The sequence below is a fragment of the Xanthomonas sp. LMG 12459 genome, assembly GCF_009192905.1.
GTDB lineage: Bacteria > Pseudomonadota > Gammaproteobacteria > Xanthomonadales > Xanthomonadaceae > Xanthomonas_A > Xanthomonas_A sontii.
In genome coordinates, this window is the sequence record NZ_NSGT01000047.1 from 1 (window position 1) to 21,838 (window position 21,838).

The 21,838-nt window shown below is 68.2% G+C and carries 19 protein-coding genes and 1 pseudogene; 16 read left to right on the plus strand and 4 right to left on the minus strand.

Going from position 1 to position 21,838, the window contains the following annotated elements; translation table 11 throughout:
* Window positions 1-971: pseudogene (locus tag CEK65_RS11720) on the plus strand (iron-uptake factor); the annotation flags it as partial.
* Between the two features lie 266 nt (window positions 972-1,237).
* On the opposite strand, the gene CEK65_RS11725 reads toward CEK65_RS11720, so the two are convergent.
* The gene (locus tag CEK65_RS11725) at window positions 1,238-2,128 is read right to left on the minus strand and encodes a PD40 domain-containing protein (protein WP_152181837.1); all 891 of its coding nucleotides are present in this window, start codon (window positions 2,126-2,128) and stop codon (window positions 1,238-1,240) included.
* Window positions 2,129-2,180: 52 nt separating this feature from the next.
* Here CEK65_RS11725 and aroE point away from each other — a divergent pair, with 52 nt between their 5' ends.
* The 14 genes from aroE (at window position 2,181) to CEK65_RS11790 (ending at window position 17,464) form a co-directional block, all read left to right on the plus strand.
* Complete coding sequence (gene aroE / locus CEK65_RS11730; protein WP_152181838.1) at window positions 2,181-3,029, plus strand: shikimate dehydrogenase; 849 nt, start codon at window positions 2,181-2,183, stop codon at window positions 3,027-3,029.
* Window positions 3,030-3,066: 37 nt separating this feature from the next.
* Window positions 3,067-3,411, plus strand: a complete 345-nt coding sequence (locus tag CEK65_RS11735; protein WP_017915428.1) for a hypothetical protein — start codon at window positions 3,067-3,069, stop codon at window positions 3,409-3,411.
* Between the two features lie 130 nt (window positions 3,412-3,541).
* A complete protein-coding gene (locus CEK65_RS11740) occupies window positions 3,542-3,886 on the plus strand; it encodes a hypothetical protein (RefSeq protein WP_223875563.1) in 345 nt (114 codons plus the stop codon).
* Between the two features lie 43 nt (window positions 3,887-3,929).
* Complete coding sequence (locus CEK65_RS11745) at window positions 3,930-4,283, plus strand: hypothetical protein (protein ID WP_152181839.1); 354 nt, start codon at window positions 3,930-3,932, stop codon at window positions 4,281-4,283.
* A gap of 67 nt (window positions 4,284-4,350) precedes the next feature.
* On the plus strand, window positions 4,351-6,480 hold the full coding sequence (gene dinG / locus CEK65_RS11750; protein WP_152181840.1) for an ATP-dependent DNA helicase DinG: 2,130 nt from the start codon (window positions 4,351-4,353) through the stop codon (window positions 6,478-6,480).
* Between the two features lie 210 nt (window positions 6,481-6,690).
* A complete protein-coding gene (locus CEK65_RS11755; protein WP_152181841.1) occupies window positions 6,691-7,974 on the plus strand; it encodes an HlyD family efflux transporter periplasmic adaptor subunit in 1,284 nt (427 codons plus the stop codon).
* Entirely contained in the window at window positions 7,971-10,142 is a 2,172-nt protein-coding gene (locus tag CEK65_RS11760; protein ID WP_152181842.1) for a peptidase domain-containing ABC transporter, read from the plus strand. Before CEK65_RS11755 ends, CEK65_RS11760 begins: the two co-directional genes overlap by 4 nt.
* A 26-nt stretch (window positions 10,143-10,168) precedes the next feature.
* Entirely contained in the window at window positions 10,169-10,336 is a 168-nt protein-coding gene (locus CEK65_RS20990; protein ID WP_157835383.1) for a hypothetical protein, read from the plus strand.
* Between the two features lie 11 nt (window positions 10,337-10,347).
* A complete protein-coding gene (locus tag CEK65_RS11765; RefSeq protein WP_152181843.1) occupies window positions 10,348-11,490 on the plus strand; it encodes a hypothetical protein in 1,143 nt (380 codons plus the stop codon).
* 77 nt (window positions 11,491-11,567) lie between these two features.
* Window positions 11,568-12,095 (plus strand): DUF6624 domain-containing protein, encoded by a 528-nt coding sequence (locus tag CEK65_RS11770; RefSeq protein WP_106405187.1) that lies wholly within the window; start codon window positions 11,568-11,570, stop codon window positions 12,093-12,095.
* 375 nt (window positions 12,096-12,470) lie between these two features.
* Window positions 12,471-12,968: a hypothetical protein gene (locus CEK65_RS11775; RefSeq protein ID WP_226980560.1), complete on the plus strand. Its 498-nt coding sequence runs from the start codon at window positions 12,471-12,473 to the stop codon at window positions 12,966-12,968.
* Between the two features lie 540 nt (window positions 12,969-13,508).
* On the plus strand, window positions 13,509-15,032 hold the full coding sequence (katB, locus tag CEK65_RS11780) for a catalase KatB (protein ID WP_148827516.1): 1,524 nt from the start codon (window positions 13,509-13,511) through the stop codon (window positions 15,030-15,032).
* Between the two features lie 64 nt (window positions 15,033-15,096).
* Window positions 15,097-15,654: an ankyrin repeat domain-containing protein gene (locus CEK65_RS11785; RefSeq protein WP_148827515.1), complete on the plus strand. Its 558-nt coding sequence runs from the start codon at window positions 15,097-15,099 to the stop codon at window positions 15,652-15,654.
* Window positions 15,655-15,892: 238 nt separating this feature from the next.
* Entirely contained in the window at window positions 15,893-17,464 is a 1,572-nt protein-coding gene (locus CEK65_RS11790; RefSeq protein WP_152181845.1) for an SDR family oxidoreductase, read from the plus strand.
* A gap of 70 nt (window positions 17,465-17,534) precedes the next feature.
* Here CEK65_RS11790 and CEK65_RS11795 read toward each other — a convergent pair whose 3' ends face one another.
* Together CEK65_RS11795 and CEK65_RS11800 are read right to left on the minus strand one after the other, a co-directional pair.
* Window positions 17,535-17,963, minus strand: coding sequence for a hypothetical protein (locus CEK65_RS11795; protein WP_152181846.1), 429 nt, complete (start codon window positions 17,961-17,963; stop codon window positions 17,535-17,537).
* A gap of 147 nt (window positions 17,964-18,110) precedes the next feature.
* Window positions 18,111-18,578, minus strand: a complete 468-nt coding sequence (locus tag CEK65_RS11800) for a metallophosphoesterase family protein (protein ID WP_152181847.1) — start codon at window positions 18,576-18,578, stop codon at window positions 18,111-18,113.
* Between the two features lie 369 nt (window positions 18,579-18,947).
* Between CEK65_RS11800 and CEK65_RS11805 the strand changes: the two genes are divergently transcribed.
* Entirely contained in the window at window positions 18,948-20,249 is a 1,302-nt protein-coding gene (locus CEK65_RS11805; protein ID WP_152181848.1) for an MFS transporter, read from the plus strand.
* 68 nt (window positions 20,250-20,317) lie between these two features.
* Here CEK65_RS11805 and acpA read toward each other — a convergent pair.
* Window positions 20,318-21,838 (minus strand): acid phosphatase (gene acpA, locus CEK65_RS11810; protein ID WP_152181849.1); only part of this gene is annotated, 1,521 nt, incomplete at its 5' end.

Here is a 21,838-nt window from a genome sequence, read left to right on the forward strand (position 1 = left end):
GGCAATGGCAACGGCCCGCGCCCACCGGCGTGGCGGCGTCGGCGCCGGCGCTGCAGGCACCGGAGCCGCTGGACTGGAGCCTGGCCGGTCGCGTCCTGCTCAACCCCGGCAGCGCCGGCGCGCCGGTGTGGCGTATCGACCTCGTGCCACCGCCGCAGGCGCACTGGCATGCCGGCGACATCCTGGAAGTGCAGCCCTGCCACGCCGCCGAGACGGTCCGCGCCTGGCTCGCCGCACAAGCGCTGAACGCCGAACAGACGGTACAAGCCGATGGCCTGCGGCAGCCGCTGTGGCAGGCGCTGGCGTCACGCGCGCTGACGCCGCCAACGCCGGGCGACGACCTGCAGGCCTGGGTGGACGCGCTGCCGACCCTGCCGCTGCGCGAATACTCGATCGCTTCGGTGCCGGCCGACGGGCTGCTGCAACTGGTGGTGCGCCTGACCGTGCGCGACGACGGCCGACCCGGTGTGGGCGCCGGCTGGCTGTGCCAGCATGCGCCGGTGGGTGCGGTGCTGCGCGCGCAGGTGCGGGCCAACCCCGGGTTCCGCCGGCATGGCGATGCGCCCATGCTGCTGATCGGCAACGGCACCGGTATCGCCGGCCTGCGCAGCCTGCTGCGCGAGGCCGCGCAGGCCGGTGTGCAGGAGCACTGGCTGTTGTTCGGCGAACGCAATGCCGCGCACGATGCGCTGTTCGGCGACGAGCTGCGCGCCTGGCGCGACGCCGGCCATCTGCAGCGTCTGGATCTGCTGTTCTCGCGCGACCAGGCGCACAAGCGCTACGTGCAGGACGGGTTGCGCGAGGCCGCCGACGCGGTTCGCGACTGGGTGGCGCGTGGCGCCACCGTGTACGTCTGCGGCAGCCTCGCCGGCATGGCGCGCGGCGTGGATACGGCACTGCGCGAGATCCTGGGCGAGGACACGCTCGATGCGCTCAGCGCGGATGGGCGCTATCGGCGCGATGTGTATTGAGGCGATGCGCCGATCGCAGTGCGATCCAGGCTCTTGCGTGCCAGCCCTGATCGTCGCTGCGCATCATGATGCTGGGCTGAGGACGGTGGCAGCCATTTCAGGGAGCCTCTGATCCGAGCGGGATGCGCGCGTGAAGCAACCGGGCGATGCGTCCGAGTGCCATGCGTCGGGACTGAAGTCCCTCTCACAACGGCCTTCTGGTCCCGCTTGTTGTGTGTCGGCGCGGCAGCAGACCGGCATCTGCCTCGCGTCGCCGCGCAATCCGCTTACCTGCAGTCGCCGCTACCGGTGGCGGCCGGCGCCTTGATCCGGTACAGGTCGCGCTTGCCGGCCCTGGGCGCGCGGGCGCTGCCGGACAGCAGCAGTTCGCTGGGCTTGGACGCATCCAGCACGGCGCCGGCGGTGTGGCCGTCGCTGCCGTTGAACGACAGCGCCAGCAGCTGCGGATCCGCGTAGCGGCCACCGGCGCATTGCGCCAGCAGCACCTGGCTGCTCGTACCGCCATGGGCACGCGCGAACAGCAGCGCACGGCCGTCGCCCAGCCAGGCCGCATCGGTCTCGTCGTCGGCGCTGTTGACCCCGGCCAACGCCTGCGGTGCTGCGAACGCCTGGCCCTCCTGGTGCGCCACGAACAGGTCCAGGCCGCCGGCGCCGCCATGGCCGTCGCTGGCGAACAGCAGCCGCGTGCCGTCCAGCGACAGGGTCGGTGCACGCTCGTTGCCCGGCGAATTCACTGCCGCGCCCAGGTTCTGCGGCGCGCCGTAGCCGCCGTCGGCCAGCACCGGCGCGCGGTACAGGTCGCTGCCGCCGTGGCCGCCGGGGCGATCCGAGGCGAAGTACAGCCAGCGTCCGTCGGCGCTGAAGAACGGGTCGCTGTCCAGGCTCGGCGAGTTCACGGGCGCCGGCAGCGGTTGCGGGTCGCGCCAGCGCCCGTCGCGCAGCACGGCCTGCCACAGGTCGCCGCCGCCGGGCCCACCGGCGCGGTCGGGACTGGCCCAGACGATGCGCTGGCCGTCGGGCGCGACACTGGCGCGGGTCTCGTCGGCGGCGGTCGATACCACGCCCATGCCCTCGATGCCGAATTCGGAAAGCGCGAACGCACACGGCGCGCAGAGTAAACTCGCGGCCAGCGCGAGCGGCAGGACAGGGGTCCGCATGTGGGAGTCCATGGAATGTCGCCGCCAGTCTAAAACAACCAACGAGCGCTCCATGCCCAACTCCCGTTTTGCCGTGTTCGGCCATCCCGTCGCCCATTCGCTGTCGCCGCACATCCATGCCGCCTTCGCCAAACAGACCGGCATCGCCCTGCAGTACGAGGCGATCGACGTCCAGGCCGACGGGTTCGCCGCGGCGCTGGCCGCCTTCGCCGCCGACGGCGGTGTCGGCGCCAACGTGACCCTGCCGCTGAAGGAAGCCGCGTTCGCCCTCAGCGTGGTGCACAGCGCACGCGCGCAGTCGGCCGGTGCGGTCAACACCCTCAGCTTCCGCGACGGCCAGTGGCATGGCGACAACACCGACGGCGCCGGCCTGGTGCGCGACCTGACCGGCCGCAACGGCCTGGACCTGCGTGGCCGCCGTGCGCTGCTGCTGGGCGCCGGCGGCGCCGCGCGCGGCGTGGCGCCGGCGCTGCTGGAGGCCGGCGTACAGCAACTGGTGGTGGTCAACCGCGCGCCGGAACGCGCCGACGCGCTGGTCGATGCACTGGGCGAGCCGGCGCGCGCGATCTCGCGCTACTGGGAGGACCTGCGCGAGCTGGGCGATTTCGAGCTGATCGTCAATGCCACCACCATCGGCCGCGACCCGGCCGCCAGCTTCACCCTGCCGCTGTCGCTGATCAACAGCATGACCCTGGCGGTGGACCTGAACTACGGCGAGGTGGCGATCGCGTTCCTGGCCTGGGCGCGCGCGGCGCACTGCCGCGACACCGTGGATGGCCTGGGCATGCTGGTGGAACAGGCCGCCGAGAGCTTCGAGGCCTGGCACGGCGTGCGCCCGGACACCGACCCGGTGTACGCCGCGCTGCGCGAGCGTGATGCCGTGCTGGTCAGCGCCGACTGAAACACTTCGCCTCCACCCTCTATCCGGGAATAAACGCATGGACGAATCATTGATGCTGCAGGTGCTGACGCGACTGCTCACGCAATTGCCGCTCGCGCTGGTCTATGTGGTCGGACTGGCGCTGCTGTTCACGCGCCGTCCTGGCCGTGCGCGCACCTTGGGAATCTGCGGGCTGGCGGTCCTGCTGCTGGCCCTGGGCCTGGGGCTGGCGTTGTGGTTCGTGCCGATGTGGTTGATTTCCCAAGGCCACAGTTACTCGTCGATCTCGAGCTTGTTGGGCATCGTCAACGGCGCGGTCGCCTTGATCTTCGCGGTGGGCATGCTGCTGCTGGTGCTGGCGTTGCGCTTCGCCATGCCGCCGCGCGTCGCAAACCCGCACTGATGGCGTCGCGGCGACCCGCGTCCAGGGAGATCGTGCTGCGAGAACCGCAGGGACGCCCGGGCCGCTCCTATGGCGTGGTCCTGGTCGGCGCCGATCGCCCCGTTCGCTGCCCATCAAGAGGAGACCCTGCGTGGACTCTGTCGCCGTGAACTATCTCTTGCTCACCGCGCTGTTCCAGTTCCCGATCCTGGCGATGTCTGCGGTCGGGCTGGGGTTGCTGGCCACGCGCGGTCCTGGCCGGCCGCGTACCCTCGGCTTGTGGGGGTTGGGCGTGCTGGTGCTGGTCGTGGTACTGACGACGGGCATGTCGTTGTTGCCGGCGTGGCTGATGTCGCGCGCGGCGAACGCGACCGAATCCAACCTGTGGATGGTCATGTCGGAGGCGATCGTCGCGCTGCTGACGGCAGCGAGCGCGCTGTTGCTGGTGCTGGCGTTGTGGTTCGCCCTGCCGGCGCGGCGGGCGCCATCGAACTGAAGAACAAGGGCGTGCGTCGTCCAGGGAGGCGAGGATGTTGGCGATGAGCGTGCACCCGGTGCTGGACATGAGCGTGCTGACCGGCGGGCTCGGCCTGCTGGCGCGGCTGTTGCTGCCGCTGATCGCGTTGCTGCTGCTCCCGCGGCTGGCGCCGGGCCGCGCACGCACGCTGGCGCGGCTCGGGCTGACGGTGCTGATGATGGGCGCGATCCTGCCGCGCCTGTTGAACGCGGTGCTGGGCTGGGTGGAACTGATGACGCCCCAGTTCCGCGGCACCCATCCGGACGCCTATGCGCTGGTGCATCTGCTGGACGATGCGCTGTACGTGGCCGGGCTGGCCTTGCTGCTGCGCGCGCTGTGGCTGGCGCTGCCGCGCAAGGCCGCGCCGCCGCCATAACGCGGCGCGCAGTGCCGTTCAGTTCCAGCGTTTCAGTCCCTGCGACGGGACGTGAGAAAATGCCGGGATGACCGATTCCGCTTCGCCGTCGACGCCGCCCGCGTCCGGCCCGTCCCCGCGTCAGCTCACCGAACCGGTCAAGCTGGCCATCCGCGATGCCTACGCCAAGCTGCAGGCCAATACGCCGGGCTTCCGCGTGCGCCGCGCGCAGAGCCAGATGATCGGCGTGGTCTCGCGCGCGCTCGGCACCTCCGGCGGCGTCGGCGTGGCCGAGGCGCCCACCGGCGTCGGCAAGAGCCTGGGCTATCTGACCGCCGGCGTGCCGATCGCCCTGGCCAGCAAGAAGAAGCTGGTGATCAGCACCGGCACGGTGGCGCTGCAGTCGCAGCTGGTCGAGCGCGATATCCCGGCCTTCCTCAAGGCCACCGGGCTGGAGGCCACGGTGGCGCTGGCCAAGGGCCGCACCCGTTACTTGTGCACGCGCAACGTCGCCGAGCTGCATGGCGAGGCCGCGCAGGACAGCATGTTCGAGGACGAGGCGCCGCTGTACGACCGCCCATTGAGCCCGGCCGAGGCCGAGCAGGCGCGGGCGTTGGCCAAGGCCTACGCCGACAGGACATGGAACGGCGACCTGGATGCCGCGCCGGAGCCGGTGCCGCCGTCGCTGCGTGTGCGCATCACCACCAATGCGGCCGGCTGCGCCGGGCGCCGCTGTTCGTTCGCGGTGCAGTGTCCGGTGCTGAAGGCGCGCAGCGAGGTGCGCGATGCGCAGATCGTGGTCACCAACCACGCCCTGCTGCTGTCGGCGCTGTCGCTGGGCGACAGCGACAACGGCCAGCCGCTGATCGCGCCGCCGTCGGACATGCTGCTGGTGCTCGACGAGGGCCACCACATCGCCGGCGTGGCCATCGACCAGGGCGCGGCGAACCTGCCGCTGGACGAGATGGCGCGGCGCACCGGCCGCCTGCAGGCGCTGGTCGGCGCCGCCTACCGGCTCGCCGACAAGGACCGCATCGGCAACCAGTTGCCCAACGAGGCGGTCGAACTGGCCGCGCAGGTGGCCAAGGGCCTGAAGGCGTTCCGCGCCGAGATCGAACGGGTGTGGGTGCCGGAGCCGGGCCAGGACGAACCGATGTGGCGCGCGCCCAACGGCCGCCTGCCCGAGGACTGGAAGCCGCTGATCGATGCGCAGGCGCAGGACACCGGGGCGCTGCTGAACTGGGTGCAAGCCGCACACCAGATGGCGGCCAAGTCCAAGCAGGAGGACGCGGCCAAGGAACGCCTGCAGCGCAACCTGGGCATGGCCCTGGAGATGGTCGAGCAGCAGTACGCGCTGTGGCTGGGCTGGCGCCGCGAGGACCAGGACGGGCAGCCGCCGATGGCGCGCTGGATCACCGCCTCGCGCGATGCCGATCTGATCTGCCATTGCTCGCCGGTGTCGGCCGCGCAGGTGCTGCGCTCGCTGCTGTGGAGCGAAGTGGATGCGGCGGTGCTGACCTCGGCCACGCTCACCGGCGGCGGCGACTTCCAGGCGCTGGCGATCGACAACGGCCTGCCCGCGCATGCGGAGATGGTGTCGCTGTCCTCGCCGTTCGACCTGCCCAACCAGGCCGAACTGATCGTGCCGGCGTTCCCGGTGGCGCCGGACGACCGCGAGGGCCATCCACGCGAAGTGGCGCGCTACCTGGTGCGCGAACTGGACTGGGGCAAGGGCTCGATCGTGCTGTTCACCTCGCGCTGGAAGATGCTCAAGGTGGCCGACCTGCTGCCGATCGCGCAGCGCAACCGCGTGCTGGTGCAGGGCGACGGTTCCAAGTCGCAGATGATCGGCGAGCACATGCGCCGCATCGGCGCCGGCGAAGGCTCGGTGCTGTTCGGCCTCAATTCCTTCGGCGAGGGCCTGGACCTGCCCGGTGAGGCCTGCACCACGGTGGTCATCACCCAGGTGCCGTTCGCGGTGCCGACCGATCCGCAGACCGCCACGCTCGGCGAATGGTTCGAGAGCCGCGGCCTCAACGCCTTCAACCTGATCGCGGTGCCGCACGCGCTGCGCACCCTGACCCAGTTCGCCGGCCGCCTGATCCGCACCGCCGACGACCACGGGCGCGTGATCATTCTCGACTCGCGGCTGCTGACCAAGCGCTACGGCAAGCGCATCATCGACGCGCTGCCGCCGTTCAAGCGGGTGATCGGCTAGCCGCTGCAAACGCGACGGCGATGGCCGCGTGCCTGTCGCCGAGCACGCGGGCCACCGCGTGTCACGACGCGCTGCGTGCGGCGTCGCCGCAACCGGAATTGTCTACCGCACCGTCCATGGATATGCAGTTGCGCGCTTGACGGCTTTTAGCCGGCACGCGATAAAACATCACGCGCTAGGAACGCATGCAGCGCCGCTCAGGGGATGGCAATGGCGGACGGATTCTTCAGGGAAGAAGTGTTTCGAGCGCGCCGCGAGGGCTGGCTCGGCGCTGTGCGCCTGGACGCGCCGCGCTTCGGTTGGGCTTACTTCTGGGTGAGCATCGCGCTGCTCGTCATCGTGCTGGCGCTGTTGTGCATCGGCAGCTATACACGACGCGAAGCGGTCAACGGCACGCTGGTTCCCGATCCCGGACTGCTGACCCTGACGCCCTCCGCGTCCGGGCGTGTCGTGCGTACGTTCGCCAAGGAAGGCGCAAACGTCCGCGCGGGCCAACCGCTGGTTGAGATCTCCGGCGAGCAAGACAGCGCATCGCTCGGCGATACGCAGGCATCGGTGATCGCGCAGTTGCGCCTCAAGCGCGAGCGCTTGCGTTCCGACATCGAGGAACAGCGCAGCCTCTCGCAAGCGCAGGATCGTGACCTGCGTACGCGCATCGCGTTGTTGAAGAGTCAGATCGCCAGTACCGAAGAACAGGTCGTTCTGCAGCGGCAACGCGCCGAAAGCGCCGCTCGCCTGTATGAGCAATGGTCCAGTCCCGGCAATCGTGGGGTGCTGACCAAGGTGCAGCTGCTGCAGCAGCAGGATGTGGCGATTCAGAATCAGGCGCAGCTCAAGGATCTGCAGAAGCGTTCGCTGGAGTTGCGGCAGCAACAATCGCAGTTGCGGACACAGTTGGAACAGCTTCCGGCAACGCTGATCGGAAAGAACAACGAGATCGATCGGCAACTGGCGGACGTGGCGCAGTCGATCTCGGAGAGCGAGGCTCGCCGCGCGGTGATCCTGCGCGCGCCATCGGATGGGATCGTCGGCAATCTGCTGGTGTATCCGGGACAACCTGTCGCCGCGCAGCAGCCGTTGATGACGCTGTTGCCGCGGGATACGCGTCTACGCGCCGAGCTGTGGGTATCGTCGCGGGCCGTCGGGTTCGTCAGTCCAGGCGATCGGGTGGTCTTGCGCTATCAGGCATTCCCGTATCAGAAGTTCGGACGCCACGCCGGCCGCGTCGCGGAGATTTCGCGCAGTGCGATGAGTTCGGGCGATCTGACCCGGTTGCTGGGTCAGGACATCAAGGAGCAGCGTTATCGGGTGATCGTCGAACTGGGTAGCCAGAATGTCGTGGCGTATGGACGCCAGGAGCCTCTGCGTCCCGGAATGGCGCTGGATGCGGACATCCTGCTCGAACGCAGGCACCTGATCGAGTGGATGTTCGAGCCGGTCTACGAGCTGGCCTCCGGCATGCGCGACACCCCTTCGAACGAGCGCGGATCATGAGCCGGTCCTGGTCGTCCTGGAGGGCACCGTTCGCGACGCGCATCGTACCGATCATGCAGACGGAAGGAGCGGAATGCGGCCTGGCTTGCCTGGCGATGGTCGCGGGATTCCATGGCCAGAATGTCGACCTGCCCAGCTTGCGTCGACGCTTCAGCATCTCGTTGCAGGGCGCACGCCTCGAACGCCTGATGCAAATCGCACGCGCGATCGGTTTCGAGGTCAGGCCGATGCGCGCTGAACTCGACTACTTGGCCGCCGTTGGCGGGCCCTGCATCCTGCATTGGGATCTGAGCCATTTCGTGGTCCTGGAGCGCGTGACGCGCGGCGTCGCGGTGATCCACGATCCTGCGCGCGGCCTGCTGCGACTGCCTTTGGCGGAGGTGGGCAAGCACTTCACCGGGGTGTTGCTGGAACTGGTGCCGAGTCCTAGCTTCGAGAAGGCGGCGGCGCCGCAACCGGTGTCCTTGCGTGCACTGACCGGCAGGATCGGCGGACTGCGTCGGGCACTCGTGCAGGTTTTCGCACTGGCGCTGGCGATCGAGATGCTGGTGCTCTTGATGCCGTTCCAGATGCAATGGTTGATCGACCATGTCCTGATCTCCGCGGACATGCCGTTGCTCAAGATCCTGGCGATCGGATTCCTAATCGCGGTACTCGCCCAGACGGCGCTAATGCTGGCGCGCAGCTGGGTGGTCAGTTGGCTGGGCGCCTCGCTCAACAGCCAATGGATCAACAACCTGTTTGGCCACCTGATGCGCTTGCCGCTGGACTATTTCGAAAAGCGGCACATGGGCGACGTGCTGTCGCGGTTCGGATCGCTGAAGTCGATTCAGACGACGCTGACCGGAAGCTTCGTCGAAGCGGTACTCAACGGCATGACCGGCATGTTGGCGCTGGTGGTGCTGTTCTTCTACAGCGCCAAGCTCGCCGGCGTGGTATTGGCGGCATTCGCCTGCTATTTGCTTCTGCGCGTTGCGATGTATCGCGTGCAGTTCGGTATCACCCGCGATCAATTGTTCCATACGGCGCGCCAGCAGAGCGAGTTGATGGAGTCGGTCCGTGGCATCCAGGCGATCAAGCTGGCCAACAAGCAGGGCCTGCGCCAAAGCCGACTTTTCGCGGCGACCGTCCAGGCCGCCAATCTGGATATGCAGTCGCAGCGCATCGGCCTGGCGTTCACGGCGTTGAATAGCGGTGTCTTCGGAATCCAGCGCGTCCTGTTGATCAGTATCGGCGGCTACATGGCGCTGCAGGACGCGCTGTCGGCGGGCATGCTGGTGGCGTTTCTCAGCTATGCGGATCTGTTCACCAGCCGGGCGGGCAGCCTGGTCGACAAGTGTATCGAGTTCCGCATGCTACGGCTGCATGCCGAGCGCATTGCCGATATCGCCATGAGCGACCCCGAGCCGCATGCATTGGGACACTACAGCGGGCCCGAGCTCGCGCCGGAGATCGAGTTCAAGGGCGTCAGCTTCCGTTATTCCGACGATGATCCCTGGGTTCTGCGCAACTTCGATCTCAAGGTCTGCGCCGGCGAGTCGGTGGCCATCGTCGGACCGAGCGGCTGCGGGAAGTCCACCTTGGCCAAGCTTCTGTTGGGTCTGCTTGCGCCAACCGAAGGGCAGATCGAAGTGGGTGGCGTGGAGATCCGGCGGCTCGGGTTGGAAACCTATCGCGGCATGGTCAGCGCGGTGATGCAGGACGACCAGCTTTTCGCCGGTTCCCTGGCCGACAACATCGCGTTCTTCGACCCTGACGCCAGCCTGCAGCGCATCGTGGCAGCCGCCAAGTTGGCGGCCATCCACGACGACATCGTGCGCATGCCGATGGGGTACGAATCGCTAGTGGGCGACATGGGGTCGATCCTGTCGGGTGGGCAACGGCAGAGGGTGATTCTGGCGCGCGCGCTGTATCGGCAGCCGAAGATCCTGGTGCTGGATGAGGCCACCAGCCATCTGGATCGGCAGCGCGACGAGATCGTCAATGCGCACATCAAGGCGCTGAGCATGACGCGCGTGCTGATCGCGCATCGCGAGGACACCATCGCCTCGGCCGACCGCAAGGTCGTGCTGGGGGCGGAGCGGAATCAAGGCGCGCGACCTGGCGCCGAAAGACTTGACGCGTCGCGAAGCGTCGAGAAGCTCGCCGGCATCGTCGCCGGCGAATAACCATGCTGTCTTTCAAGGAGAGTGGAATGGAAACTGTCGTGAACACGGAAAATTCGCGTCCCGTTGCACAGCGTTTCGCGCGTGAAATGACCCAGGAAGAAGTCAGTGCGATCTCTTGCGGTGGCGGTCAGGACACCCTGATCATCATCATCGTCGAAGCCGTGGACACCGAGACGATCATCATCTTCAGCTAATCGGGCGGCGCATGGCGGTGCTGCAGCGCCGCCATGCATCTGGCGAGGATGCACAACGGATCCAGACGATGCAGGAAGACGCAAAGAACATATTGATCGTGGCACCGCAGCACGATACCCATGCGGCGACCATCGCTGACATGATTGGAGCGGCAGGACACAGGGTGGACCTGTTCGACAGCAGTGCCTGGCCGAGCGGTCTAGGCGGGTCGATGCTGTGCGATACGCATGGTGCCCGCTTCTTGCGCGACGGGTCGCCGCTGCGCTACGACACTGCGTGGTGCCGGCGCCTGCTGTTCAAAAAGCCGGCACCTGCGGGTGTGCACGAGCAGGATGTGGGATTCATTCGTTCCGAGGGAATGCTGTTCGACCTCAGTGCACTGGCGGTGATGGGAAGCGGCGTCGGCGTGCAGCGCTGGATCAATGCACCGATGCAGGCGTTGATGGCGGACCAGAAGGCGTTGCAGCTCGCCATCGCCGCGTCCAGTGGCCTGCGCATCCCGCGGACGCTGATCAGCCACCGCGCGGAAGACATTCGCCACTTTCGCGATCGCGAACCGGGGGGCGTGGTCGTCAAGCCCTTCAACGTCGGCGCTTGGTCCGAAAATTCCGGCTACAGCGTGTCGTATGCGACACGCATCCGTATCGAAGAACCCCTGGCCGATGGCGATGTCAGCGCGTGCCCGACCAACTATCAGGAGGTGGTGCGCCACCGCGGCGATGTGCGCATCGTCTGCCTCCAGGGGGAGTACGTGGCGGTCAAGATGACGCACGCGCTGGAAGGCGAGATCGACTATCGCGCCGTGCGACACAAGACTGCGATCACCTACGCTGAAACGGCGCTTCCCGATGGGCTGCTGGCCAAGCTCGAGCGCCTGCGGCAGACGCTGGCCATCGACTTTTTTTGCGCCGATTTCCTGGTGCCGGCGGACGGAGGGGAGCTGGTCTTCATCGAACTCAATCCTGGCGGCCAGTTCCTGTATCTGGATCAGAGGCTCGCGCAACTGGATATCGCACGCAGGTTCTGCGCTTTGCTGGTGCATGGTGCAACCGCACGTTATCAAGAATTCGAGAGACCAATGGCGGCCGTGCCATCCGCCCAAGCCCCCACGCGGGCATCCACTCCATCCGAAGCGAATTCCCTATGCGAATGATGATGCGCCTGATCACCACGGCCACCCTGCTTGCGATCGCTGGCGGAAGTTCTGCCCGTCCTCAACAGGAGCAACCGATGGCCCATTCCGTCGAGGTCGAGGGTGTCAACGCCGACTACCGGCAACAGCTCCTGCAGTTGGCTCAGGCCGATCAGCAGATCCGCGCAGATGTCTTGAAGGACTATACGCCGCAGCAGTTGCAGAACGATCCCGGCAGCGCCCGCGCGCTCGCGTTGAAGATCCATGCCTCGCAACAACAGAACCAGCAGGCACTCTCCGCGCTGATGGCCAAGTACGGTTTTCCGGATACGGCGGTCGCCGGCAGTGACGGCGCACACGCGGGATTTCTGGTGGCCCAACATGCCGCGGACCGGACGTTCCGCGACGCGTTCCTGACAGGTATCCAGGCTGCCGCCGAGAAGGGACGCTACAGCAAGGAGGACCTTGCGCTGTACGTGGATCGAAATCGAGTCCTGAGCGGGCAGCCGCAACTCTACGGCACCCAGCACAAGGCCGATGGCAGTCTGTTCGACGTCGAGCAACCCGAACGCCTGCAGCAGCGCCGAGCCGAGATGGGGTTGCCGCCTGACGTTGCCGCACACTGAGGCGACGGGGGCGTCGCGGTCCGGGCATCTGGCCCTTCTACGTGCATCCGGTGGGACGAGCTCGATCGCAGCGGCGGGCTCGTCCACGCACAAGGGGGCAGCCGGAACTCCTGCGCGCGGTTCGGGGTCTGGAGACTGTGTGGCCGCGCGCAAGTCAGCGTCGAGGCAGGCTGCCGCGGAAGCGCCTGAGTGCAGATGGCCCTGCGGATTGCGGGTTGGCATGACCCCCGGCTATTGTGTGACTTGGTTTGAGCTGTAGGCGTGATGCACGTTGATAATCCTCTGTCTCGCGGGCGGCGATCTGTGTTGTCGAGTCCAGACCGCGGACAGGGCGCGCGCGCTGGTCTAGTATCGCGGGCGACAGGGGGAATCATCATGCGAATCGCCAGACAGTGGGCGTTCGGAGCGGCGTTGTGCGTGCTGACCGGCATCGCCGTGGCGCAGCCGACGGGCGCACCGACAGAAGACGCAGCAGCGGCAGCGCCGGCCAATCCGGCCTATCGCGCGCAACTGCTGCAGTTGATCAGCGATGACGCACAGGCCCGCGCCGATCTCAAGCGCGACTATTCGCCGCAGCGGCTGCAGCACGACACCGTCTCGTTGCGCGCGTATGCGCGCGAGGTGCGAACGGCGCAGAAGGAAAGCCAGGAGCGCCTGACCGATCTGATCCGGCGCCAGGGCTTTCCCGATGCGCAGGCGGTCGGCGCCGACACGGCGCACGCGGTGTTCCTGATCGCCCAGCGCATCACCGAGTCGGCGTTCCGCGCCGACTTCCAGCGCGGCATCGATGCGGCCGTGCAGCGCGAGGCCTACAGCCGCGCCGATCAGACACTGTTCGCCGACCGCAGCCGCGCGCTGAGCGCGAAGCGCTAGCGTCCGCCATCGCGGCAGAGCCGGGGAGGGCGGGCTGCTGCACTGGCCCTCTCGCTCACCGCGCGCTTGCCCAGGAATGACGCCTTCGCAGTTGCCGCCGCGTCGATCGTGCACCGAAGCGTCAGCCGCGCCCCAAGGCATGCGGCATGCGCGATCGGCAACGTCCCTTGCCGCGGTATTGCGGTGTGGCGTTCCAATCGGTGAACGCATTGCGCCTTTAGAACTGCAAACCTGCCTCTTCGTTTTTTGGGGGCGCCTCTTCCGATGCGCGCGCGCCCGGCTGCTGCCCGCGCATTCCAGCAAGCGCCACTCCCGCCGTTAGCCAGGCGCGTCTACATTTTGCGGTCGATCTGCGGCTGCATTGTCGTCGAGTGACGCAGCGACGACGCTGCCGCTGCAACGGATTGCGCGCTCTACCAATGGTCGCGATCACAGTGCGCGGATGCGATTGGTCGCGTCGATGGCAGCGATCGCAAGGAACGAATGTTCTGCGCGTCGCACTCCCGCCATGCTGCAGCTCCCTTCACACGAGCCGACGCCATGCGCCCTGGATCCCTGTTGTTGCTTGTCCTGTTGTCGCCTTCCCTGATCCTGTCGGCCAGCGCCGCGCAGTCCACGCTCACCCGCGACAATGGCGCGCCGGTGGGCGACAACCAGAACTCGCAGACCGCCGGCCCCAACGGCCCGACGCTGCTGCAGGACGTGCAACTGATCCAGAAGCTGCAGCGCTTCGATCGCGAGCGCATTCCCGAGCGCGTGGTGCATGCGCGCGGCACCGGCGTGCATGGCGAGTTCACCGCCACCGCCGACATCTCCGACCTGAGCAAGGCCAAGGTGTTCGCGCCGGGCACGACGACGCCGGTGTTCGTGCGCTTCTCCTCGGTGGTGCACGGCAACCATTCGCCGGAGACGCTGCGCGATCCGCACGGTTTCGCCACCAAGTTCTACACCAGCGAAGGCAACTGGGACCTGGTGGGCAACAACTTCCCGACCTTCTTCATCCGCGATGCGATCAAGTTCCCGGACATGGTGCATGCGTTCAAGCCGGACCCGCGCACCAACCTCGACGACGATGCGCGCCGCTTCGACTTCTTCTCGCACGTGCCCGAGGCGACCCGCACCCTGACCCTGCTGTACTCCAACGAAGGCACGCCGGCCGGCTACCGCTTCATGGACGGCAACGGCGTGCATGCCTACAAGCTGGTCAACGCGCAGGGCCAGGTGCACTACGTCAAGTTCCACTGGAAGAGCCTGCAGGGCCTCAAGAACCTGGATCCGCAGCAGGTGGTGACGGTGCAGGGCAAGGACTACAGCCACCTGACCAACGACCTGGTCGGCGCGATCAAGCGCGGCGACTATCCGAAGTGGGACCTGTACATCCAGGTGCTCGCGCCCGAGGACCTGGCCAAGTTCGACTTCGATCCGCTGGATGCCACCAAGATCTGGCCGGGCGTGCCCGAGCGCAAGATCGGGCAGATGGTGCTGAACAGGAACGTGGACAACTTCTTCCAGGAGACCGAGCAGGTGGCGATGGCGCCGGCCAATCTGGTGCCGGGCATCGAGCCGTCGGAAGACCGCCTGCTGCAGGGGCGGATCTTCTCCTACGCCGACACGCAGCTGTACCGCGTCGGCACCAATGGCCTGAGCCTGCCGGTGAACCGGCCGCGCGTGGCGGTCAACAACGGCAACCAGGACGGCGCGATGAATGCCGGCAGCACCAGCAGCGGCGTGAACTACGAGCCGAGCCGTCTCAGCCCGAGGCCGCAGGATCCGAACGCGCGCTACAGCCAGTTGCCGCTGTCCGGCACCACCCAGCAGGCCAGGATCACGCGCGAGCAGAACTTCAAGCAGGCCGGCGAACTGTTCCGCAGCTACAGCAAGAAGGAACAGCAGGACCTGATCCAGAGCTTCGGCGAATCGCTGGCCGGCACCGACGACGCGAGCAAGCACATCATGCTGTCGTTCCTGTACAAGGCCGACCCGGCCTACGGCAGCGGCGTGGCGCGGGTGGCCAAGGGCGACCTGGCGCGGGTCAAGCAATTGGCTGCGCAGCTGCAGGATTGATCCGTCCCACGCGCGGCCCGGCGGCGGCATCGCCGCGCCGCGCACTTTCTTGCGGAGACTCCCCATGCGTCGTGTTGTCCTCTTCCTTCTTGGCCTCGCGGTCAGCGCCACGGCGGTCGCTGCACCGGCCGCGCCGGCGGCGCCCGATCCGGCCGCGGTGCAGGCGCAATTGCGCAGCTACTTCTTCGATGCCGCGCGGCAGGGCCGCCAGGACATGCTGGCCGAGTTCATCCGCGCCCATTACGACCTCGATACCCGCGACGACAAGGGTTACACCGCGCTGATCCTGGCCGCCTACCACGGCCAGCAGGCGGCGGTGGAGCAGTTGCTGCGCGCCGGTGCCGATCCCTGCGCGCAGGACAAGCGCGGCAACACCGCGCTGATGGGCGCGATCTTCAAGGGCGAGCTGAGCATCGCCAAGCGGCTGATGCAGGCCGATTGCGCGCCGGACCAGCGCAACAACGCCGGTCAGACCGCGGCCATGTATGCGGCGCTGTTCCAGCGCACCGAGGTGCTGAAGGACCTCGCCGCCAAGGGTGCCGACCTGCAGGCCAGGGATGCGCAAGGCAACGACGTGGCCAAACTGCAGCGCGGCGAGTTCGCGACCGCACCGGCGCGCTGAGCGGTCCCGCCTCGCTCCACCTCCGGAGCGGAGGCCGGGACCGGCAATCGCACGGCGCGTGGATCGCAGGCCGCGGATCGGCGAAAATGCCCGGGTGGCCGGTTCCTCCGGCCCGCCGCGGCCCGTGCCGCCGCTGTTCCCGCTCCGGCGGGCGGTGGCGCCGCAGGGCCGCGTGCTGCCCTGTCGGCATCGTGCCGGCGCTCTGCCGCGGCCAGCCGTCGCCCATCCCGGATCTGTCTTGAACGCCACTGCCCCCGTTTCGCCCGACCACCTGCCCCTGGCCGAGCGCCTGCGCATTGCCCTGGACCTGCTCGAGACCATCGCCGCCGACCGGCGCGTGCTCGATACCTTGCCGGAAGCCGAGCGGGTGCGCCTGCTGCAGGTGGTCGCCCAGGTCTTCAATCCCGAGCCCAAGGCGCGGCGCAAGCTGCTCAAGGAACAGGCGCGCGAGCGCCACCAGGAGAAGGTGCGCAAGGCCGAGGCACTGCTGGCGCAGACCGGCATCCGCGCGCTGCGGCGCAAACCGGTGTTCAGCACGCCCAACTATTTTCCGCCGCACACCCCGGAAGCGCTGACCCATGCGCAGGCCGTGGCCGAGGCGCCGGCGGTGCATTCGCCCGAGTTGCGCCACTGCTACGTGTGCAAGCAGAAGTACACCGAGCTGCATCACTTCTACGACCAGATGTGCCCGCCCTGCGCCGAGCTGAACTACGTCAAGCGCACCGAGACCGCGGACCTGCGCGGGCGCGTGGCGCTGCTCACCGGCGGCCGGGTCAAGATCGGCTACCAGGCCGGGCTCAAGCTGCTGCGTGCGGGTGCGGAGCTGATCGTGACCACGCGCTTCCCGCGCGACTCGGCAGCGCGCTACGCGCAGGAGCCGGATTTCGCCGAGTGGGGCCACCGCCTGCAGGTGTACGGGCTGGACCTGCGCCACACGCCCAGCGTCGAGGCGTTCTGCAGCGAGCTGCTGGCGACTCGCAGCCGCCTGGATTTCATCGTCAACAACGCCTGTCAGACCGTGCGCCGGCCGCCGCAGTTCTACGCGCACATGCTGGCCGGCGAGACCGCCGCGCTGCACGACCTGCCCGAGCACGTGCGCCGGCTGGTGGGCCAGTACGAAGGCCTGCGCGGTCCCGATCTGCTGCCGGCTGGGGGCAACACGCAGATGGCCGGGGCGGGCCAGGGGCGCAGCGGTGCCGACGGCCTGCTGCGCGCCGCCGAACTGTCGCAGGTGCCGCTGCTGGCCGACGACCTGCTCGCCCAGCAGCACCTGTTCCCGGAGGGGCGCCTGGACCAGGACCTGCAGCAGGTCGACCTGCGCGGGCGCAACTCCTGGCGCCTGCTGCTGGACGAAGTGTCCTCGGTGGAACTGCTGGAGACGCAACTGGTCAACGCGGTAGCGCCGTTCGTGCTCAACGCGCGGCTCAAGCCGCTGATGCTGCGCACGCCCGAGCGCGACAAGCACATCGTCAACGTGTCGGCGATGGAGGGGCAGTTCTACCGCAACTTCAAGACCACCCGGCATCCGCACACCAACATGGCCAAGGCCGCGTTGAACATGATGACCCGCACCTCGGCGGCCGACTACCAGAACGACGGCATCCACATGAACAGCGTGGACACCGGCTGGGTCACCGACGAGGATCCGGCCGAGATCGCCGCGCGCAAGGTGGAGGAAGAGCGCTTCCATCCGCCGCTGGACATCGTCGACGGCGCCGCGCGCATCGTCGATCCGATCATCCACGGCTTCAACACCGGCGAGCACGTGTGGGGCCAGTTCCTCAAGGACTACGCGCCGACGGACTGGTGAGGCCACGCGCCGCCGCCATCGCGACGGTGTGCGACGTGCGTCCGCGTCCGCGTCCGCGCCCGCGCGCCGCCTAGCCGAGCGTGCGGTCCACGGCCGTCGCGGCAGCGTTCTCGGCGTCCTTCTCGCGGCCCCAGAACTCGACCATGATGGTCATCATGGTCCACACGATCAGCGTCGGCTGCACCTTGTCCGGCAGCAGGGCCTGGCCCTTGAGCATCACGTCGATCACCTTCGGCAGTGCCAGCACCATCAGCAGGGTGTAGATCGCGTACGCCACCCGGTGCCGGCTGCTGGAAATGAACAGGATCGAGATGACCAGGCTGGCGAGGACGCCCAGGACCACACCGAACTGCCAGGCGTTGAGGCGCTCGGTGCCGGTGAGCACCAGGCCCAGGACGGCGCCGAAGAACATGTTCAGGCCGTTGAGATTGGCCTGGTACTCGTCCCTGGTCATGCGGCCGAGGCCGACCTTGCCGAACACGTTCCATCCCTTGCGCATGCTCGCTCCCCTTCGCATTGCCGCATCCTGGCGTCGCCACGCCTTCCGCTGGCCGCACGCCTCCCCACCTCCACTGTAGCGAAGATCGCGCGCATTCGTCGCCTGCCCGTCGCGTGTCGCTGCGCCACGGCGCGGGAACCGCCTGCGCTAGCCCAGGATCTGTAACTCGCCGCGCGGGCCGGTCGGTGTCAGATACAGGTGGCCGAGGCTGATCGGCAGGCGGAAACGGCGCGGCCCGGCACTGCCCGGGTTGAGGTAGAGCACGCCGTCGCGGGTCTCCAGCAAGGGCTTGTGCGAGTGGCCGCTGATCACCACGTCCACGCCGTCGGCGACGTGATCCAGCGTCTTCAGGTCGTGGCGCACGTGCAGGCGCACGCCGTCGATGTCCAGGTCCAGGGTCTCGGGCAGCGCCTGTGCCCATGGCGCGGTGTCGATGTTGCCGCGGATCGCGTGCAACGGTGCCAGTTCCCGCAGTGCGTCGAGCACGTCCGGTTTGCCGATGTCGCCGGCATGCACGATCGCGGCGCAGCCGCGCAAGGCCGCCAGCGCCTCGGGGCGCAGCAGGCCATGGGTGTCGGCGATCACGCCGAGGTGCAGCGGTCGAACGGGACGCATCGGTGTCGCTTCCTGGTGCGTGACAGCGTGCAGGCTACCCGTTCGGACGTGGTGGCGTCGTTGCGACCTGCGCGTGCTGGCCTGCTTCGTGAGGCGTTGGCGCCAGCGAGCCAGGCGCGGACGTAGAGATCGTATCGACATCGGCAGCGCCGCTTGGTGCATCACCGGCGCGTATCGGGATGCACCCGATGTTGCATCCGCGGCAGTTCCGGCCTGGGCGTCGTACCGCTGTGCATTAACCCGCACGTAGCGGCGTGCGGCGTCATGGCGGCATGCGCACGCGACGTGTTGTACCGTTGCCGCGCGCCGCCCTTGCTGTCGCACGACATCGCAAGGCAGTGCCGTTTCTTCTCCAGCAGACTTCGACCGATGACCGCTTCCGCACCATCCCCAGCCGAGGCCGCGCCGCACGGCGCCGCCGCCGTGTTCCGCGTGGTCACCGGCAACTTCCTCGAGATGTACGACTTCATGGTCTATGGCTTCTATGCCACGGCCATCGGCCATGCGTTCTTCCCGTCGCATAGCGCGTTCGCCTCGCTGATGCTGTCGCTGGCCACGTTCGGCGCCGGCTTCCTGATGCGGCCGATCGGCGCGCTGGTGCTCGGTGGTTACATCGACCGGCACGGGCGTCGCAAGGGCCTGATCCTGACCCTGGGGCTGATGTCGGCCGGGGTGCTGCTGATCGCCTTCGTCCCCGGCTACGGCACCATCGGCGTGCTGGCGCCGTTGCTGGTGCTGCTCGGCCGCCTGCTGCAGGGCTTCTCCGCCGGCGCCGAGCTGGGCGGCGTGTCGGTGTATCTGGCCGAGATCGCCACGCCGGGCCGGCGCGGCTTCTACGTGGCCTGGCAGTCGGCCAGCCAGCAGGTGGCGGTGGTGTTCGCCGCTGCGCTCGGCGTGGCCCTGCACGCGCTGCTCTCCGACAGCACGATGGACAGCTGGGGCTGGCGCGTGCCGTTCGCCATCGGCAGCCTGATCGTGCCGCTGATCTTCCTGATCCGCCGCTCGCTGCAGGAAACCCCGGAGTTCGCGGCGCGGCAGGCGCCGGACCTGGCCGGCATTACGCGCTCGCTGCGCGCCAACGTCGGATTGATCCTGGCCGGCGTGGGCATGGTGATGATGACCACCGTGTCGTTCTACCTGATCACCGCCTACATGCCGACCTACGGCCGCGCCGAGCTGCACCTGAGCGAGCTGGACAGCCTGGTGGTGACCGGCTGCATCGGCCTGTCCAATTTCGTGTGGCTGCCGGTGATGGGCGCGCTGAGCGACCGCATCGGTCGCAAGCCGCTGCTGGTGTTCGCCAGCGTGGCCATGCTGCTGACGGTGTGGCCGGCGCTGCAGTGGCTGGTCGACGCGCCTTCGTTCGTCCGGCTGCTGCTGGTGGGCGAGTGGCTGTCGCTGCTGTACGGTGCCTACAACGGTGCGATGGTGGTGGCGCTGACCGAGGTGATGCCGGCCGAGGTGCGCACCACCGGTTTCTCGCTGGCCTACAGCCTGGCCACTGCGACGATGGGCGGCTTCACCCCGGCGGTGTCGACCTGGCTGATCCACACCACGCACAGCCGCGCGGCGCCGGCGCTGTGGCTGTCGCTGGCGGCGCTGATCGGCCTGGCCTGCACTTTGCTGCTGTTCCGTCGCCAGCGCGGCGCTGGCACCTTCCACGCTGCCTGAGTGCCGCATTGCCTGGACGCGGGGCAGGGCGGCGGCAGTCCGCCCCGCTCTGCGCAACGCGCGCCGGTCTAACCCAGATCCAGCGCGGCGGTGAGGTCGCCCGGCACCACGCCGCTGGCAGCGTGCATCGCACGTTCGCGTTCGACCAGGCCCGGCAACGGCTCCAGGCCGAAGCGGCGGGTGATGAAGCGCAGGATCGAGCCGGTGTCGTAGACGCTGTGGTCGACGTGGCCGCGCTTGGCGTGCGGCGACACCACCAGCGCCGGGATGCGCGAACCCGGACCCCAGCGGTCGGCCTTGGGCGGCGCCACGTGGTCCCACCAGCCGCCGTTCTCGTCGAAGGTGATGAACACGACGGTCTTCTCCCACAGCGGGCTGTTGCGCAGCGCCTCCACCACCATCGCGATGTGGCGATCGCCGGCGGCCACGTCGGAATAGCCGGCGTGCATGTTGAGGTTGCCCTGCGGCTTGTAGAACGTCACCGGCGGCAACGTGCCGGCCTGCACGTCGGCGAGGAAGCGGTTCTCCGGGGCGGTGTCGCCCAGGCCGCCGTCGCGCAGCCGTCGCGCCCGCGCCGGCGTGCCCGGGGCGAGGTTGGCGAAGTAGTTGAACGGCTGGTGGTGGATCTGGAAGTTGGGACTGCCCGGGAACTCGCTGGTGTCGCCGGTGTCGCCCTTGCCCTGCACCGCCAGCGCCCAGCCGCCGGCGTACCAGGCCCAGTCCACGCCCTTGGCGTCGAGCGCGTCGCCGATGTGGCGGTGGGTCTGCGGCGGCAGCGTGTTGGGGCTGTTGGGGTCGGCGTAGTCCGGGCGCGTCGGGTCCTGGCTGGTGCTGGGCTGGAACGGCGGGCTCAGGGTATTGATCGCCCAGAAATCCGGGGTCAGCGCGCCGTTGCGCACGAAGCGCGGCCGGCCGTTGAGCGCGGTGCCCGGCGAATCGTCCTGCACCGCCAGGCGGATCTCGTCGGGCCGGTCGCTGGCCAGCACGCTGATCTGCGTCCGCCCCGGGCTGGTGTCGGCCTTGGGGTAGTACGGCGCCTGCGCGGCGATCAGGTACTGATGGTTGAGGAACGAGCCGCCGAACGCGCCCATGAAGAAGTTGTCGCACAGCGTGTAGTCGCGCGCCAGGCTCCACAGCCGCAGCGTGGCCGGCGCATCGGCGTAGTGGCCCATCACCAGGCCGCCGGCGTCGCTCCACGCGGCGAAGCCGTCGTTGCGGCCGCCGTTGATCTGCATCTGATTCTCGTAGAAGCGGTGCACCAGGTCGCGGGTCACGATGCCGTGCGGCAGCAGCTGGCCGTCCGGCGTGCGCAGCGCGAACGGCGCATTGGGCAGCGGCCCGATCGCGTCCTCGCCGATCTTGTAGCGGCGATGCGCCACCACCTGTTCGTCCGGCGCCAGCCCGCCCCAGATCGGCGGCAGGATGTCGAGCACGCTGCCGTCGCGGTCCACCTGCCGCGCCTGCGCCGGCGTCACCTTAGACAGCGGCTGCTGCAGCCCGGGGAACTCGGGGAACAGATTGTTGAAGCTGCGGTTCTCGGCGTAGATCACCACCACGTGCTCGATCTTCTGCCGCCGATCTGGGGCGGG

Bases quoted from the DNA above. Each gene is read 5' to 3' on its own strand.
- CEK65_RS11755 (WP_152181841.1), top strand. From the start codon at position 6,691: ATGGCGGACGGATTCTTCAGGGAAGAAGTGTTTCGAGCGCGCCGCGAG.
- CEK65_RS11725 (WP_152181837.1), bottom strand. From the start codon at position 2,128: ATGCGGACCCCTGTCCTGCCGCTCGCGCTGGCCGCGAGTTTACTCTGC.
- dinG (WP_152181840.1), top strand. From the start codon at position 4,351: ATGACCGATTCCGCTTCGCCGTCGACGCCGCCCGCGTCCGGCCCGTCC.
- CEK65_RS11795 (WP_152181846.1), bottom strand. From the start codon at position 17,963: ATGCGCAAGGGATGGAACGTGTTCGGCAAGGTCGGCCTCGGCCGCATG.
- CEK65_RS11800 (WP_152181847.1), bottom strand. From the start codon at position 18,578: ATGCGTCCCGTTCGACCGCTGCACCTCGGCGTGATCGCCGACACCCAT.
- aroE (WP_152181838.1), top strand. From the start codon at position 2,181: ATGCCCAACTCCCGTTTTGCCGTGTTCGGCCATCCCGTCGCCCATTCG.
- CEK65_RS11765 (WP_152181843.1), top strand. From the start codon at position 10,348: ATGGCGGTGCTGCAGCGCCGCCATGCATCTGGCGAGGATGCACAACGG.
- katB (WP_148827516.1), top strand. From the start codon at position 13,509: ATGCGCCCTGGATCCCTGTTGTTGCTTGTCCTGTTGTCGCCTTCCCTG.
- CEK65_RS11775 (WP_226980560.1), top strand. From the start codon at position 12,471: ATGCGAATCGCCAGACAGTGGGCGTTCGGAGCGGCGTTGTGCGTGCTG.
- CEK65_RS11770 (WP_106405187.1), top strand. From the start codon at position 11,568: ATGGCCCATTCCGTCGAGGTCGAGGGTGTCAACGCCGACTACCGGCAA.
- CEK65_RS11735 (WP_017915428.1), top strand. From the start codon at position 3,067: ATGGACGAATCATTGATGCTGCAGGTGCTGACGCGACTGCTCACGCAA.
- CEK65_RS11745 (WP_152181839.1), top strand. From the start codon at position 3,930: ATGAGCGTGCACCCGGTGCTGGACATGAGCGTGCTGACCGGCGGGCTC.
- CEK65_RS20990 (WP_157835383.1), top strand. From the start codon at position 10,169: ATGGAAACTGTCGTGAACACGGAAAATTCGCGTCCCGTTGCACAGCGT.
- CEK65_RS11805 (WP_152181848.1), top strand. From the start codon at position 18,948: ATGACCGCTTCCGCACCATCCCCAGCCGAGGCCGCGCCGCACGGCGCC.
- CEK65_RS11760 (WP_152181842.1), top strand. From the start codon at position 7,971: ATGAGCCGGTCCTGGTCGTCCTGGAGGGCACCGTTCGCGACGCGCATC.
- CEK65_RS11785 (WP_148827515.1), top strand. From the start codon at position 15,097: ATGCGTCGTGTTGTCCTCTTCCTTCTTGGCCTCGCGGTCAGCGCCACG.